Source organism: Proteiniphilum saccharofermentans, from assembly GCF_900095135.1.
In the GTDB taxonomy this organism is placed as follows: domain Bacteria; phylum Bacteroidota; class Bacteroidia; order Bacteroidales; family Dysgonomonadaceae; genus Proteiniphilum; species Proteiniphilum saccharofermentans.
Genome location: NZ_LT605205.1, coordinates 452823 through 468603, shown reverse-complemented (window position 1 = coordinate 468603; position 15781 = coordinate 452823). Strand labels below are relative to the sequence as shown.

Genomic DNA, 15781 nt, shown 5'->3' with positions numbered 1-15781 from the left:
CATTTCCCAAAAGTCAACGAAACACAATATCATGCACAACAGTCATCTCCGCATGTTCATTCAATTTTTTAATCAGTTCCTCTTTGATCATCATCAACTCAGCGCGTAACACAGCTGAAGTAAGATGGACGTAAAGGGTATCACGGTTGAAATAGAGATTGCCGGTGTACTTGGCTATCCCTTCTCCAAACAATTCACTCCAACCCCTGATAACACGCTGTTGCGCCATCTTTACCCTGAGTGCACTATTCTCACTAAAGAAATCGGAGAGTGCTTCTGACAACGATTGAGCATTTTTCTTCTGCATACAGACTAATCTTTCATCAGGTTTATCTCGCCATCCACTACAGAATAGATATGTGAGTTGTTATTAACCCTCGCCAATATCTTATCAAGCGATCCCCTGTTGGTGTCCGATATGAATATTTGTCCAAATTCCGATCCTGAAACCAATTTTACAATCTCCTCTACCCTTTTCGCATCAAGCCGGTCGAAAATATCATCCAACAACAGGATAGGCGTTGTCCTGCCCGTTTTCAACAGGAAGTGAAACTGAGCCAGTTTCAGTGAAACAAAATAGGTCTTGTTCTGCCCCTGTGATCCCACCTTTTTGATAGGATAGCCATCAAGTAACATCTCCAGTTCATCACGGTGAATACCCACCGAAGTATGACCGAGATAGACATCACGCTGCCTGTTATGTCTCAACTTTTCAAGGAAATCAGCATCATCCAATTGAGAAGTATAGCTGAAGGAGACCTGTTCTCCCGATTGACTGATATTCGCATAGAATTGATTGAAGATAGGAGTAAATTCCTCAATAAATTCTTTCCTTTTATTATAAATGAAGGCTCCGGCTTCGGCCATCTGCTCTTCCCAGAGATCCAACAAAGTGAAATCGATAAGCGATTCCTCATTTTTCAACAACACATTGCGTTGCTGTAATGTTTTATTATACCTTAGTAAAGCACGCAGATACTCCTTGTCAAACTGGGATACAGCCATATCCATAAATCTGCGGCGCACCTCGCTTCCACCTGTAATCAGTTCATTATCGGCCGGAGATATCATTACCAGAGGAATTAACCCGATATGGCCTGAAAGCCGTTCATATTCTTTCTTATTGCGCTTGAACTGTTTCTTTTGCCGGCGACGGATAGCACAATAGACCTCCTCTTTGGTATCATCCTCAAACTCATACTTCCCCTGCAACAAACAAACCTCTTCACCATGTCTTATGATCTGCGAATCCACAGGATTGGTGTAACTTCTGCAAAAGGAGAGATAATAAATGGCATCAAGCAGATTGGTCTTCCCCATTCCATTGTTTCCGATGAAACAATTCATCTTGGGTGACAAAGTAAGATCTGCCTGAGTCAGGTTTTTATAATTAATAAGGGAAAGTTCTTTTAAAATCATAATATTGAAAATTACCAATTACAAATTAGTAATTAATCACAACGACACATTAGGTTAGTCTTCCAACAACAAACGTTGCAGGTCCTCCGGTGAAATATTCATTTTGAGTCGTCCCTGTGATGCAAACGATATCTTCCCTCTCTCTTCGGAAACGATAATCACTCTGGCGTCAGTTTCCTGGGATATCCCCAATCCGGCTCGGTGTCGTAATCCAAGGTGGGTGGGTATATTAGGGTTCTGGGAGATAGGCAAAATACATCCCGCAGCTTTAATCTTCTTTCCGACAACGATCATGGCCCCGTCATGCAAAGGGCTGTTCTTGAAAAATATATTCTCGATAAGTCTCGACGATATATCGGCATTGACAATCTCACCGGTCTGTTCATAAAGTCCTAAATGAAGATCGCCTTGAATAGCAATCAGTGCACCTGTGTTTGTTTTTGACATGTTCATACAAGCGAGCACAATAGGTGTCAGGTACGACTTATCATTCTTCTGTTTATCAGGAAAGAACAGTTTTGTGATAAAATTCCATCCTTTCTTGGATCCGAGTGACATTAAAAAACGTCGAATCTCATCCTGAAAAAGAATTACCAATAGGAAAAGCCCCACACTCACAAATTGGTCGAGAATAGATCCGAGCAATACCATATTAAATATCCGTGAGACCAGAATCCAGATTACCATGAAAACCAGGATTCCGAGAAAAAGGGGACGCATCCCCGAGATCTTCACCAACCGGAACAGATAATAAAGAAGTAGCGCCACCAGCACTACATCAATGAAATCTTTTATTCCAAAATGTATGAACATATTTCTTTATGAATAAAATTGAACGTTTTCGATGATTTTCACACACTCTACAGCCTCTTTCACATCATGCACCCGCAGGATGCCGGCTCCGGAAAGCAATGCCACCGCATTGAGAACAGATGTGCCGTTAAGGCTTTCTTCCGGTGTGATCCCAAGCAGCTTGTAGATCATCGATTTTCGCGATATTCCTACCAGTATAGGTTCCTCAAAGATATGAAAATATTTCAGATAAGCCATCAATTCGTAATTTTGAGATACCGTTTTACTGAATCCGAAACCGGGATCTATGATCACATCATTTACCCCGATCTGATTCAATTTTGCCTTGCGTTCAGAGAAATAGTAAAGGATATCCTGAATAAAATTATCATAGTGGATGAACTGTTGCATTGTCTGCGGTGTACCACGCATATGCATCAGAATATAAGGGACATTCAGCTGAGCCACAACCGGAAACATCTGCTCATCTATCTGCCCTCCCGAAATATCGTTGATGATGTTCACTCCATACTTTTCTACAGCCTCTTTCGCCACATCTGCATAAAATGTATCGACCGAAAGGATCGTATCGGGAAATTCATCACGGATCAACTTCAGCGCAGGCATCAGCCGTCCGGCTTCCTCCTTTGCATCGAGAAAACGGGATGCAGGTGAAGTGGATTGGGCACCTACGTCAATCATCGTCCCTCCTTCCCTGAGTATTTGGGCACACCTCTTTATAATCTCGTTGGCAGCTTCTGTCCTGCTACCTGAAAAGAAGGAATCGGGAGTGACATTCACAATACCCATCACACGGGGTGTGGAAAAATCAAGCAGTTGACCGTTTATATTAATTGTCTTCATTCTTTCAATAATTGTAGAACTGAGAACTAAGAAGTCAAGAAGTTGAGAAGTTTGAATCTTGAATCTTAAATCTTGAATCTTGAATTTTGAATTTTGAATCTTAAAGTACCGAATCGGGATTCTGGCCGGGATAATCAACGGTATAATGTAATCCTCTGCTCTCTTTTCGTGCCATAGCCTGCTTAATAACCATATATCCCACCTTGATGATATTCCTCAATTCACAAATATCACGCGATACCACAGAACGCTGGAAGAGATCCTCAGTTTCCCGGAACAAGATATTCAACCGGCTAAGCGCTCTTTGCAAACGCAAATCTGAACGAACAATGCCTACATAAGACGACATGATCTGTCCTACTTCCCTGTAACTCTGCGTAATCAACACCATCTCCTCGGGAGAGGTCACCCCTTCGGCATTCCAGGAGGGAATATCTTCGCGGAACGGGTACTGCCTGAAGAGCGGAATAGAATGTTTTGCCGCAGCATCGGCGAAAACTACCGCTTCAATCAGGGAATTAGATGCCAGCCGGTTAGCCCCATGAAGTCCTGTACAGGCACACTCTCCGTTAGCATAAAGGCGACTGATACTCGTCTCCCCATCCATATTCACTTTAATCCCTCCACACAAATAGTGAGCCGCAGGAGCCACAGGGATCATATCTTTAGTAATGTCAATCCCGTAGGAAAGACATTTTTCATAAATGGTAGGAAAATGTTTCCGGGTCTCTTCAGGCTCTTTATGGGTTACATCCAGAAAAAGGTGCTCAAAACCTTTCTCTTTCATCTCGGTATCGATAGCGCGGGCAACTATATCGCGGGGAGCAAGTGATCCGCGTTTATCATATTTACGCATAAACTCCTCACCATCAAGCGTCTTCAATACACCTCCGTAACCACGTATCGCTTCAGTAATAAGAAATGAAGGGCGGGCACCGGGATGATACAATGCAGTAGGATGAAATTGCACAAACTCCATCCCCTTGATCTCGCCTTTGGCACGTGCTACCATCGCAATGCCATCGCCTGTGGCGACCAGCGGGTTAGTGGTGGTCTGATAAATACAACCGATTCCACCTGTAGCCATCATGGTAACCCGGGCAAGAAATGTATCAATCTCGTTAGTTTCCTGATTGAGGATGTAAGCCCCATAACATTCAATACCAGAGGTGTGTCTTGTAACAACCTGTCCCAAATGATGCTGCGTAAGTGCCTCTATGGCAAAATGGTGATCGAACACGTCGATATTCGGATGCTTCCGGATGGTCTCGATCAGGCTGTCCTGTATTTCTGCCCCGGTATTATCCTTATGATGTAAAATACGAAATTCAGAATGTCCCCCTTCCCGATGGAGATCAAAATTACCTTTGTCATCTTTATCAAAATCGACTCCCCACCTTATCAGTTCCCTGATTTGATCGGGGGCTTCACGCACCACCTTTTCCACCACCTCCACGTCGCAAAGACCTGCTCCGGCATCCAACGTATCGGCTATATGCTTCTCGAAATTATCCCACGGATTGGTTACGGAGGCAATTCCCCCTTGGGCATAATATGTATTGGCATCTTCAAGGGAATTCTTTGCCGCAATAGCTACTCTTCCATGTTTTGCCACCTTCAGTGCATAACTCATTCCGGCAATACCCGAGCCGATCACCAGAAAATCATATCTATAAACCATTTACCTCTTCTTTAGGATTATTTCGATACAAATTTACAAGATTTTTCCCGGAATCATCAACCATTTCCACAAATACCTCTCCCCTCTCTAGCGCAACATTTCCAAATCTTCCAACGCAGCTCCCGATAGAGCAATCCGCAAGGTTAAAAAACGTTATACATCCAAAAAATCCCTCCTAATTTGTTTTCTTTGTATATTTAATAAATCGACTGTTAAACATCAAGTTACGACCTGTATCACACTCTTAATTATTTTGGTATGAACAATTTATTCCGTCTGATTCTATTTTTCTGCCTCTTATCAACTTCGAGTCTGCTCTCCGGGAATGCAGCACAGCCGGATTCCACCTATCTGATTAGAGGCAGGGTGCTTGGGGGAGATACCAACGAGCCACTGGTCAATGCAAGTGTTTCGGTTCAACAGGTGAATGTATCAAGCGTTACCAATCAGGATGGATATTTTTCCATTCGTGTCCCGGCCTCTACAAAAAATTCACAACTGCTTATCCGATATTTGGGATATGAAAACCGGAATATCCCGATAATTACACTGATCGATAATCCAAACAACCATATCACTTTAAAGCCTTCTCCCATTGAATTGAGTGAGGTCGTCGTGGTATCGGGCGACGGTAAAGAGTTAATAAAAGAGGCATTGCAACGCATTCCGCAGAATTATCCCGATAATCCTCATATGATGGTTGCCTTCTATCGTGAGTCAGTTAAGAAGGGATCGAATTATATCTCGCTGGTAGAGACGGTATTGGATATATATAAAGCTACCTATAGTTCATATAGTAATGATCAGGCCAAGATATATATTGGACGTAAGGCTACTGATATTTCCCCCCGGGACACTGTGCTCTTAAAGTTTCAGGGAGGTATTAGCGACGCACTGATGTTGGACATTGCCAAAAATCCGGAAATCGTTTTCGGGACAGATGCATCGGAATATCAATTTCATATCGAAGGACTCATTAATATTAACGACAAACCGCACTATGTCATTTCATTTGCCCCTCATCCGGGAATAAAAGAGATCCTGTTCAGGGGAAATATTTATTTGGATGCGGCATCTTTGGCTTTTGCCCGTATGGAATTCAATATGAATGTGGAAGACCGAAAAGATGCAGCCAATATCTTTATCAGACGAAAACCATCCAAGATGAGGGTGGACGTAAACAAGGCGCAGTATGTAGTGGATTTTACCGAGAGTGACGGAAAATGGTTCTTTAATTATAGTAGTACCGAAGTTTCATTCCGTGTGAGATGGACAAACCGATTCTTCGGCCTGTTTGCCACCACTTATACAATTAGCTCGGAAATGGCTATTACCGACAGATATGACAACAATGTAGTGAAATTTCCTCGTAACGAGAGGATCAGGTCCACTGATGTGATTGCAGAAAAGGTAGAACACTTCCTCGATCCGGATTTCTGGGGAGAATATAACGTAATTGAACCGAATCAGGAAATAATGGATGCCGTGAAACGATTGAGTGGAAAATTACGGAGGAGAGCGGATTAATGTGGAAAGTGCCTGGGTAGCTAAGTGGTCTAGTGGATTAATTAAGACACAACGAACCTTGGAATGGAAAAATAAAGAAAATTACAAAACTGTTTGGAATTAGGAAATTTAGGTGTACCTTTGCAACCCAAAAGTTTTATATAATTATATTATCTACAAATCAGTATGTATTTAGATTCTGCTAAAAAGAAGGAAATCTTCGCCAAATACGGGAAGTCCAACACTGATACTGGCTCATCAGAAGCGCAGATAGCATTGTTTTCCTACCGTATTTCGCATTTGACTGAGCATCTCAAGTCAAACAAAAAAGATTATAGCACAGAAAGAGCATTGAAAATTTTAGTCGGTAAACGTCGTCGTTTACTCGATTATCTGATCGACACAGATATCGAAAGATATCGTTCCATTATCAAGGAACTGGGGATCAGAAAATAATTTTCTCAAAAAAGGACGAAAAGAGGATGGAACAATTGTTTTTTATCCTCTTTTTTTATTCTTGATCTTTTGCATTAAAGAAAATTAAACATCTACTCAATGATACAAGCGACCAGAGAACAATATATAACGAATAGGATAACAATTATTTACATATATGTTCTCTATGGGAGACAGATGACAGCGCTTAAAAATATGTTACAGAAATATGTCTTATAACATATTTTTTTATTTTGCAGATTCAAAATAGCGCTCTATCTTTGTATCGATAACCTAAAACAATCTTTTTTACCTTAATGCTGATATCACGTTAACCGATACAAAAGAGGCCTTCTCGATCGAGGGGGCCTCTTTTTTTAAAATTTTTGGTTATATAAAAAATTATCTATATTTGGGGCACAGATTGAGGGTCGACGGTTCAAACCGGAGAGCCACAGATAACTATAAGGCACTCTGATTTAATGAAATGAACAGATTACTTCCCTATATTTCTGTAATTTGGATATAACCCTGCTCTTGTATCGTTTTTATCAATTTCTATAGAGGATATACTATTTATGAATGTGGCATCCGAAGAAGTATCAAATATTTTCGTAAAACTACAAAAGGGAGATGAAGAAGCATTTTCTTTCTTTTACAAATTCTTTATCAACGACATGTATGCCTATGGCAAGAGTCTGGGTGTAGAAGACGATTATGTAATGGACGCCATACAGGATGTATTTCTGAAAATTTTTTTTAACAAACCACGATTTAACTCTGTAGCGCATTTTAAGTTTTTTCTTCTGAAATCCCTGAAAAATAAGTTATATGATTTTTTCAGATACAAACCTTTCTCCAATACAACGGATATTCAGCATGATGCTTTTAATTTTTCCATCAAGACTACTATTCTTGATGAAATTATTGAGGATGAAGACCGGGTGGTGATACAACAGAAAATAGAGAAATTATTGAACAGCCTCTCTCCTCTGCAGAAAGAAGCTGTGTACTTACGATATATTCAGGAACTGGAATATGCCCAAATCTCCGAAATGATGGGGAGGAATGAGACTTCGATCCGGAAACTCGTATCCCAGGCAATCAATAAAATCAGAAAAGAAAATGCCACTTTACCTTCAATCATATTTATCATATTGTTATTCAAAGGATTTTAAATTATCTTTTAAATAAGCGATTTCACTACTGGACACTTAGATCCAGTTGATTTTTAATTGTTTATAATCGAGCTCTTTGACATTTTTGTAATCGCAATTCGTAAGTATCTCTCTTATAGGAGTTTTGTCCAGTAGGGAGATGCTGAGTATTTGCAGAATTTCGTAGATTGGACGCTCAACTTTCAATTCGTAACCAATCGAGGCTACCAGACAGTAAGCGATGATAGCACAATATAATTGGATTTTAACGGCGTTGATGGTCGTTCCCCAGAAGCTTTTTACTTTCAGGTGTTGTTTTATCCATTTGAAGAACAACTCAACCATCCAGCGTTTTTTATACAGTAGCGCTATCTCGACGGCCGTCAAGTCCATGTTATTGGTTATAAAAACGAAGTCCTGCCCAGTTCCACGTCGTGATACTTGATTCTGCGCAGTTTGCCGGGATAGTCCTTTTGCTGGTAGAATCCCTCCAGTTTCCCGATCTGGTCGCATTGCACGCCCGTCGACTTGTCAACTTCCCGGGAATACATCCTGCGGAACTTGAAGTTCTTCTTGGCCCGCGTGACAAACCAGGCTTCGGATTCATTCACCCGGTACAACCTGTCAAAGTCCACGTATCCGCGGTCGAAGATATAAAAGCTCCCGGATTCATAATGAAGATAATCCATCGCGTTCATATCATTGACCTTTGCGCTGGTGATCAACACGAAAGTCGGAATGGAAGTCTTCAGGTCATACAATGTATGCAACTTGATGCCTCCCTTGTGCTTGCGGAACTCCGCCCACCAGAAGACACTCAGGCACAGGTCGATGGTGGAGGAGTCAAAGGCATAGACGTTCCCGTCCACCTTGACTTCAAAGTCCTCCCTGTAATGACTTTGACGGGCCTTGTCCATCATCACATAGGCAAAATCCTCAAAGATTTTATAGCTACGGTTACGATTGGCTTTGCCCAGATTTGTCCGGGTTACGCTTGCCCCCAGTCCCAAATGGTAATATTTGGATTGATGGGCTTCCAAGCTCAACATCAAGTCCCGCATACTGTCACGGGCTGTCAATTGTCCAAAGATCATGCATAGCATCTGGTTCCAGCAGGTGAAACTTCGGACTTTCTTGTTTCCATCGTGCCTGGATACGATATGGTCAAACACCCTACGTGGTAGAAATTCTGTAAGCTGTGCGAAAATATATTTGCCTTGATTCATGATTTTTACTTTTGGGCAAAGTAAAATATAATCATCGCATTTCAAATCGTCACACAACTAAAATTTCTCAAAACTGCGATCTACAAAAGATTTCAAAGAACTATTTTTTTATTTAAGTGCCCACTAATGAAGCGATTTTCTTATAAAAAATGCTCACAAAAAAGAGAGATGTTCGTATCTAATGAAACAGGCTATAGGACGAATAATAAATGCGGAAGAATAAATATCAGGGATACAGGGCTATCGACTTTCTTAAAGATGAAGACTTCCTAAGGTGGAATTTCTTCAAAGAAGAGGATGATAATGCCTATTGGAAAAATGTGATGGAAAAAAATCCGGAACTAAATTCTTCAATAGAGAAAGCCATCTCTTTATACAGTACCCAAATCCGGCTGAATCATTATTCCCTTGCACCCGAGGCAATAGAAACTCATCACAACGTTTTTTATCAACGCATACATCAGCACAAAAGACGGCGGAAACTATATACATGGCTTTCTTTTGCTGCGGCTTCGTTCCTGCTCTTGTTTGCCGTTACCCAAATCTATCAACATTCTGAGAAACAGGAATCCGGATTGTTGGAATTCGTGGAAGCCAATCCGCTTTCAGCAGACTCATCTTCGGAGGACATTCAACTTTTTGTTTCCTCCGAAAAGATAATCAGGATAGAAGAAAAAGAACCTTCGATTTCTTACAATCCCGACAGCATCCAGATAACGGGAAAATCAGTAGCAGAAGTGAACACGCCGGAGTATAACCAACTCATTATTCCCAAAGGAAAAAGATCACGGTTAACTTTATCCGACGGGACAACATTACATGTAAATTCCGGCTCAAAAGTCGTTTACCCTAACCGGTTCACAGGAAATATACGCGAAATATACGTAAACGGAGAAGCGTTTCTCGATGTGGCAACTGATCCCGATAGACCATTTATAGTAAAAACAAATGATATAGAAATCAGGGTGTTGGGTACAAAATTCAATGTGATGGCCTATGAAGAAGACCATGAGACACAGGTTGTACTCGCTACGGGAGCGGTACAGATAGCATCCGGCAAAAACAGGTCAAAGACGGAGCTGACACCTTCACTGATGTATCAATATAAAGACGGACAAACATCGGTAACAAAAATTGAAGTGGAGAAATACATTTCATGGATCCATGGAATTCTTTACGCTGAAGACGAGAGGCTTGATATCTTGATGACCAAGCTATCCCGTTACTATGGAGAAGAGATCATTTACGATGAAAATATTGTCAATCAGCGGTGTTCAGGGAAAGTTGATTTGAAGAATGACCTGGGGGAAGTGCTTAACGGCCTAACCTTCTCTTTCCCGATAGAAATTGAGCATGAAAATGGAATATATAAGGTAAGAATCAAATAGAGTACCCTTGTTAGGCAATCGGTGTATAATAATTTGGTTTTTATAATCTATTTAGTACAAACTTAAAAAATATTTAACAATGAAAGATACAGGATAACAGTAAAAAAGGATCGGACGACATCGCCAAACACCATCCGATCCGGGATTTCAAAAAGTAAGCAAACAAAAAGTTCAACCCTTTAAAATCATGACAAATATATGACAAAAAAAGTTAGTATTCTCATAAAAGACGCTAATACTCGGAAAACTTTTAGAATTATGAAGTTAATCACACTGTTCCTTGCCATAGGAATAAGTATCAGTTACGCCGGCAATAGCTATTCACAGGCTACAACCCTCAGTCTGAAGCTAAAGAACAGAACTGTTCGGGAAGTTTTTACAGAGATAGAGAAACACAGTGAATATATATTCCTGTACAATAGGGACACGTTGGATCCGGAACGGGTAGTATCAATCAATGTGAAGGAAGAAACCATTAGTGAGGTGCTGGATAAATTGTTTGCCGGAACCGATAACATTTACAAAGTATCCGACAGGCAGGTTTATATTTCAAAAGCGCCGAAACAAGAAAATTTCACGAAAGAGATCCAGCAGCAGAAGAGGCAGGTCTCAGGAAAAGTGACGGATGAGAACGGTGAGCCGGTAATAGGAGCCAATATCATGGAGAAGGGTACAACCAATGGTACAGTCACGGATATTGACGGAAATTTCACCTTAGAGGTTGATGAAAATTCTTCGCTGCAAATATCATATATCGGTTATTTATCGGTGAATATAAATACCTCAGGAAAGAATAAAATTGACGTAACACTGCAAGAGGATCTGAAAGGATTGGAAGAAGTGGTAGTGGTTGGTTATGGAACACAAAAGAAAGCGAACCTCACCGGTTCTGTGGTGAGTGTGGACCTACAGGAAATATCTAAACGTAAGGTCGGCCAAACATCAATGGCCTTACAAGGAATTGTACCGGGACTAACCGTCACACAATCTTCAGGACAACCGGGGGCCGATGGAGGAACTCTCAGGATCCGGGGGATTACGACGTTGGGAGAAAACAATCCGCTGATATTGGTAGACGGGGTAGAAATGGGTATTAACAACATTGATCCAGCAATGATTGAATCTATCTCAGTACTGAAGGACGCAGCATCGGCCGCCATTTATGGGACAAGGGCTGCAAACGGTGTAATTCTCATCACCACTAAAAGGGCACAGGCAGACAAATTTATTGTTACTTATAATGGATATATGGGATTTCAGCAGCCCACAACTTTGCCAAAGAAAGTAAATGCGATCGATCATATGGAAATGCTTTCAATTGCACAGAAAAATGCCGGCACCAACCCCACATTCGATGATGCATACATCCAAAACTACAAGAATAATATGCACATTGATCCGGATGCCTATCCCAATGTGGATTGGTTTAATGAGGTTTTAACGGAATCAGGATTTTCTCACAATCATTTTCTGACCCTCAGTGGAGGATCCAATCGCATAAGGACAATTGTCAATATCGGGTATTATGATCAAAATGGGATTATACCCAATACAAAATATAACCGATATACATTACGCGTGAATATGGATATGGATGTATCACGTAAGATAGCAACACAAATCGACGCACATCTTGCCATGGGTAAACGAAAAGAGCCCAATCAGGGTGTAGGATCCATCGTCCATTATTCATTCCGCACCCCGGCAATTTTTCCAATGCAATTTTCAAACGGGGACTGGGGATACGCATATAACGGATTAAATGCCAGGGCAATGGCAATAGATGGAGGATTAAAGCATACTGAGAATCCATCTGCGACACTAAATCTGGGACTCACCTATAAGCCTGCAGACTGGTTGGTATTCCAAGGTAATTACAATCCTAATTACTATGCATTATTTACATCTGCATTCAACAAAGCCATAACTACTTTTTACTCTGACGGCTCACAGGCATTTACTCAACCAACCAACTCCGAACTGACAGAAAAAACCGATATGGGGCTGACTCATCTTCTTACTGCAACCGGAACAGCATCGAAAAGTTTTCACCAAAACAATTTCAAGCTTTTATTGGGTTATCAACAGGAGAGTACCAGAGTCAAATGGCATTCCGGTTATAGGGAAGGATTTCAGTTTCCTCAATATACTGTATTGAATGCCGGAAGTGAAGAAATTCAGAAAGCAAACGGATCTGAAAGCGAAATTGCACTTCGCTCTTACTTCGGACGCCTGAACTACGATTACGCAGGCAAATACTTGTTGGAAGCTAATATGCGATATGATGGTACTTCCCGCTTTGCAAAAGCAAACCGATGGGGGTTCTTCCCTTCATTTTCTGCAGGATGGAGGGTCTCAGAAGAGGATTTTTGGCAAACTCTCGTTCAAACCATCAGTAACTTTAAGGTGAGAGCATCGTGGGGCGAACTTGGCAATCAAAACGTAGGAGGGTATTATCCTTCTTATCAGACGATCTCCATGGATTTTCCCTATGTAAGCAATAATACAGTGATTGACGGCGCAGGAATCTCTACCCTTGTAAATGAAGAATTAATTTGGGAGACAACCAGAATGACAGGTGTAGGAGTGGACCTTGGCTTTGGGAATAAATTGGATGTAGTTGCTGACTATTATTACAGGAAAACCCATGATATCCTTCTCAGGCTCGATATTCCCCCTACGATTGGATTCGGTGCACCTTACCAAAATGCAGGCGTAATGGAAAACAAAGGATGGGATGTCTCTGTAACGTATCGGGATAATGCAGGCCCATTTAATTACAAAATGAGTTTCAACCTTTCAGACGTGCAAAATAAAATTCTCGATTTAAAGGGACAGGATCAAACCTCGCTTATTGCTAACAGAGAAGGCCATCCATTTAGATCTTTTTACGGGTTTGAGGCTGATGGTTATATCCAGGACTCTGATTATGATACTGAAGGCAAATATAAACACGCGACTCAATTTGCCGGATTTGGCAGAGGAGATATAAAATATAAAGATCAACTCACCGTAGATACTGATGGAGATGGTATTCCTGATTCGGGAGACGGCATCATCAATGATGCAGATAAGGTAGTCATCGGAAGTTCTATACCACGTTTTACCTACGGATTGAATTTTTACGGTGAATACAAAGGTTTTGACCTCAGCTTTCTTATCCAGGGTATTGGAAAACTCAAAGGCTATCTCGGCGGTCAGGCCATCCAGCCATTCTATGTAGGAGGAACCGCATTGGAAATGCACAAGGATTACTGGACACCAGAGAATACTGAAGCCAGCTTTCCCAGATTATATTTTAACGGAACCAATAATACGCAATACTCTTCATTCTGGCTGAAAGATGCCTCATACATGAGACTTAAAAATCTCCAGATCGGATATACTCTGCCACAGCATTTTTCAAAGAAAATGTCAATAAATAATATCAGAGTATACGCGAATGGAGATAACCTGCTTACATTCGATAATTTCTGGGATGGGTATGATGTGGAAAATACCAACAATGTTACCAGCGCCGCTTATTATCCAATGGTGAAAAATTTCACTTTTGGGGTAGAAATTTCTTTTTAAAATCGAATTAAAACTAAAAAACAATGAAAAATAGAAATTATATATTGGTTCTTCTGTTGATAACACTGCACGTTTCTTGTTCAGACTTTCTCGACAGATACCCTATGGATGCCCCTTCAAATGCTACATTCTTATCGAACCAGAAAGAAATGGAAATGGGGGTTATTTCATGTTACAATCCCTTATGGCTTACCTATTGGGGGTTACCATTTAACCTTGCTTTTGATTATGCAACGGATATAGGCTACGAAAGAAACGCCTACGGACTTCACACGTTACCTCAGGGTGCTGCAACTCCTACAGTGGATATTATAAGGGACTACTGGGCTTCATTCTATGATGGAATTGCTTATTGTAATTATTTCATCAACAATATGCATAATGGAGAGACAAATGTGGATCCGGTGATCTTTAACAGACTCAAGTCTGAAGCAAGATTTCTAAGGGCACTCTATTATTCCTATTTAACGGAGTTGTATGGAGATGTGCCACTGATTACAAAAGTACTGACAGTCACATCGCAGGAAGCGAGAACACCAAAATCGCAAGTGGTAGATTTTATTTTGAGCGAGCTCACCGAAATAGTCCAATATCTGCCGGAAGAAAACAACCCCCTGTCAGGAAAAATAGCCAAGGGTGCAGCATTAGCATTAAAGGCCAGGACTGCACTATACAATGAAAAGTGGAACGATGCCATTGATGCTTCATCGAAAGTGATAAGCATGGAAGGTGAGCAATATATAATTGAAAAGGATTTTTCAAAACTATTCACCCTCGCAGGAGAGAGTTCCAAGGAGATTATCTTATCAGTGCAATATTTGAAACCATATATGGTACACCCCACCTATCGTCAGTTGGGCTCCAGAACAGCAGGAGGGTATACAAACAAAAAACCGGCATATCAACTGCAGGATGCCTTTGAGTGTATTGACGGACTTCCCATTGACAAATCTCCCTTATATGACCCAATGAATCCCTATCAAAACAGGGATCCCAGATTAGAATATACGCTAGCAGTACCTGGATCAGTGTTCCTGGGATATCAATTTGAAACCCACGGTGATAGTGTGCTTATCTGGAATTACCGGAACAATACCCGTGTAAACAATCTGGAAGTAACCAATGCGTATGGAACATGGACTGGCTTGTGTTTCAGGAAATATTGTAATCTTGAAGACGCCGCGGATCCAAATAATTCCGATACAAATCCTATTCTCATCCGGTATGCAGAAGTATTACTCACTTACGCTGAAGCAAAGATCAAAGCTGGTCAGATTGATCAGTCCGTATTGGATGCGATCAATAAAATCAGAAGTAGAGAATCAGTCAATATGCCTCATGTAACCACTACAGACCCTCAAGAACTGTTCCAGATAATTTGTAGAGAAAGAAAAGTTGAATTTGCAGGTGAAGGATTGAGGCTATTCGATATAAGAAGATGGAAAATGGCAGAGAAAGTATTAAATGAGCCACTTCTGGGAAGAATGAAGAAAACGTATCCTGGAATACCACATATGGATGAATATGGCAACTCGTATTACGATCAATCAGTCATAGCCTCACCCGGAGAATCAGTTGACTATAAAATGCGTCTGGTAGATGAAAGACACTTCAATGCTTCACGTGACTATTTATGGCCCATACCTGAAACCGAAATGCAGGCAAATCCTAATATGACGCAGAATCCAAACTACTAAGAATAAAATGAAAAAATTTATGCTTACTGCTGGTGCCTAAAAC

At 41.0% G+C, this 15781-nt stretch carries 13 protein-coding genes; 6 read left to right on the top strand and 7 right to left on the bottom strand.

Features of this window, described 5'->3' with window-relative positions:
* Positions 1-13: 13 nt before the first annotated feature.
* The 5 genes from PSM36_RS01750 to nadB form a co-directional block, all read right to left on the bottom strand.
* Positions 14-307 carry a DUF721 domain-containing protein gene (locus PSM36_RS01750; RefSeq protein WP_076928521.1) on the bottom strand — a complete coding sequence of 98 codons (294 nt, stop codon included), beginning with the start codon at positions 305-307 and terminating at the stop codon, positions 14-16.
* 5 nt (positions 308-312) lie between these two features.
* Positions 313-1419, bottom strand: coding sequence for a DNA replication/repair protein RecF (gene recF / locus PSM36_RS01745; protein ID WP_076928520.1), 1107 nt, complete (start codon positions 1417-1419; stop codon positions 313-315).
* A 54-nt stretch (positions 1420-1473) separates the two neighbouring features.
* A complete protein-coding gene (gene cdaA, locus PSM36_RS01740) occupies positions 1474-2232 on the bottom strand; it encodes a diadenylate cyclase CdaA (RefSeq protein WP_076928519.1) in 759 nt (252 codons plus the stop codon).
* Between the two features lie 6 nt (positions 2233-2238).
* The gene (gene folP, locus PSM36_RS01735; protein ID WP_076928518.1) at positions 2239-3075 is read right to left on the bottom strand and encodes a dihydropteroate synthase; all 837 of its coding nucleotides are present in this window, start codon (positions 3073-3075) and stop codon (positions 2239-2241) included.
* 100 nt (positions 3076-3175) lie between these two features.
* On the bottom strand, positions 3176-4756 hold the full coding sequence (gene nadB / locus PSM36_RS01730) for an L-aspartate oxidase (protein ID WP_076928517.1): 1581 nt from the start codon (positions 4754-4756) through the stop codon (positions 3176-3178).
* A gap of 258 nt (positions 4757-5014) precedes the next feature.
* Between nadB and PSM36_RS01725 the strand changes: the two genes are divergently transcribed.
* The 3 genes from PSM36_RS01725 (at position 5015) to PSM36_RS01715 (ending at position 7875) form a co-directional block, all read left to right on the top strand.
* Positions 5015-6283, top strand: coding sequence for a carboxypeptidase-like regulatory domain-containing protein (locus PSM36_RS01725; RefSeq protein ID WP_076928516.1), 1269 nt, complete (start codon positions 5015-5017; stop codon positions 6281-6283).
* Positions 6284-6448: 165 nt separating this feature from the next.
* Positions 6449-6718, top strand: a complete 270-nt coding sequence (gene rpsO / locus PSM36_RS01720) for a 30S ribosomal protein S15 (protein ID WP_076928515.1) — start codon at positions 6449-6451, stop codon at positions 6716-6718.
* Positions 6719-7275: 557 nt separating this feature from the next.
* Positions 7276-7875, top strand: coding sequence for an RNA polymerase sigma factor (locus PSM36_RS01715; protein ID WP_076928514.1), 600 nt, complete (start codon positions 7276-7278; stop codon positions 7873-7875).
* A 36-nt stretch (positions 7876-7911) separates the two neighbouring features.
* Here the strand turns inward: PSM36_RS01715 and PSM36_RS17930 are convergent, their stop codons facing one another.
* Both PSM36_RS17930 and PSM36_RS01710 read right to left on the bottom strand, forming a co-directional pair.
* Positions 7912-8367, bottom strand: coding sequence for a transposase (locus PSM36_RS17930; protein WP_449421182.1), 456 nt, complete (start codon positions 8365-8367; stop codon positions 7912-7914).
* Entirely contained in the window at positions 8256-9080 is an 825-nt protein-coding gene (locus PSM36_RS01710) for an IS4 family transposase (protein ID WP_449421181.1), read from the bottom strand. The genes PSM36_RS17930 and PSM36_RS01710 overlap by 112 nt, the downstream gene beginning before the upstream one ends.
* A 209-nt stretch (positions 9081-9289) precedes the next feature.
* On the opposite strand from PSM36_RS01710, the gene PSM36_RS01705 reads away from it, so the two are divergent.
* The 3 genes from PSM36_RS01705 (at position 9290) to PSM36_RS01695 (ending at position 15738) form a co-directional block, all read left to right on the top strand.
* Positions 9290-10468 carry a FecR family protein gene (locus PSM36_RS01705; protein ID WP_076928513.1) on the top strand — a complete coding sequence of 393 codons (1179 nt, stop codon included), beginning with the start codon at positions 9290-9292 and terminating at the stop codon, positions 10466-10468.
* 258 nt (positions 10469-10726) lie between these two features.
* Complete coding sequence (locus PSM36_RS01700) at positions 10727-14041, top strand: TonB-dependent receptor (RefSeq protein ID WP_161947538.1); 3315 nt, start codon at positions 10727-10729, stop codon at positions 14039-14041.
* A gap of 23 nt (positions 14042-14064) precedes the next feature.
* A complete protein-coding gene (locus tag PSM36_RS01695) occupies positions 14065-15738 on the top strand; it encodes a RagB/SusD family nutrient uptake outer membrane protein (RefSeq protein ID WP_076928511.1) in 1674 nt (557 codons plus the stop codon).
* Positions 15739-15781 lie beyond the last annotated feature (43 nt).

What these genes read in the sequence shown, in the direction of transcription:
- PSM36_RS01750 (WP_076928521.1), bottom strand. Translation starts at nt 307, where the DNA reads ATGCAGAAGAAAAATGCTCAATCGTTGTCAGAAGCACTCTCCGATTTC.
- recF (WP_076928520.1), bottom strand. Translation starts at nt 1,419, where the DNA reads ATGATTTTAAAAGAACTTTCCCTTATTAATTATAAAAACCTGACTCAG.
- cdaA (WP_076928519.1), bottom strand. Translation starts at nt 2,232, where the DNA reads ATGTTCATACATTTTGGAATAAAAGATTTCATTGATGTAGTGCTGGTG.
- folP (WP_076928518.1), bottom strand. Translation starts at nt 3,075, where the DNA reads ATGAAGACAATTAATATAAACGGTCAACTGCTTGATTTTTCCACACCC.
- nadB (WP_076928517.1), bottom strand. Translation starts at nt 4,756, where the DNA reads ATGGTTTATAGATATGATTTTCTGGTGATCGGCTCGGGTATTGCCGGA.
- PSM36_RS01725 (WP_076928516.1), top strand. Translation starts at nt 5,015, where the DNA reads ATGAACAATTTATTCCGTCTGATTCTATTTTTCTGCCTCTTATCAACT.
- rpsO (WP_076928515.1), top strand. Translation starts at nt 6,449, where the DNA reads ATGTATTTAGATTCTGCTAAAAAGAAGGAAATCTTCGCCAAATACGGG.
- PSM36_RS01715 (WP_076928514.1), top strand. Translation starts at nt 7,276, where the DNA reads ATGAATGTGGCATCCGAAGAAGTATCAAATATTTTCGTAAAACTACAA.
- PSM36_RS17930 (WP_449421182.1), bottom strand. Translation starts at nt 8,367, where the DNA reads ATGCGACCAGATCGGGAAACTGGAGGGATTCTACCAGCAAAAGGACTA.
- PSM36_RS01710 (WP_449421181.1), bottom strand. Translation starts at nt 9,080, where the DNA reads ATGAATCAAGGCAAATATATTTTCGCACAGCTTACAGAATTTCTACCA.
- PSM36_RS01705 (WP_076928513.1), top strand. Translation starts at nt 9,290, where the DNA reads ATGCGGAAGAATAAATATCAGGGATACAGGGCTATCGACTTTCTTAAA.
- PSM36_RS01700 (WP_161947538.1), top strand. Translation starts at nt 10,727, where the DNA reads ATGAAGTTAATCACACTGTTCCTTGCCATAGGAATAAGTATCAGTTAC.
- PSM36_RS01695 (WP_076928511.1), top strand. Translation starts at nt 14,065, where the DNA reads ATGAAAAATAGAAATTATATATTGGTTCTTCTGTTGATAACACTGCAC.